This window comes from Campylobacter sp. CH246, from assembly GCF_004378835.1.
Classification (GTDB): Bacteria; Campylobacterota; Campylobacteria; order Campylobacterales; family Campylobacteraceae; genus Campylobacter_D; species Campylobacter_D jejuni.
Genome location: NZ_RYYA01000043.1, coordinates 1 through 203 on the forward strand (window position 1 = coordinate 1; position 203 = coordinate 203).

The following is a 203-nucleotide window of genomic DNA, read 5'->3' on the forward strand; positions in this document are numbered from 1 at the left end:
AATTTGAACTTATCTTAGGTAAAGATAATCTAGATATCAATTTAAAAGATACAAGTATAAAAAATAATGGGGGGGGGGTATAATGAAAATTTACTTTATCAAGATCCCATTAAAGAGTTGCAAACTATGCTAAACACTTATAATGATAAATATCTACTTTATCCTGTATTATATTTTTATGGTTTTGGAAATGGAATTTTATT

Annotated in this window: 1 pseudogene; it reads left to right on the plus strand. The window is 24.6% G+C overall.

Annotated elements, in window-relative coordinates:
* Nucleotides 1-203 (plus strand): annotated as a pseudogene (locus ELQ06_RS08610) (DUF115 domain-containing protein); the annotation flags it as partial.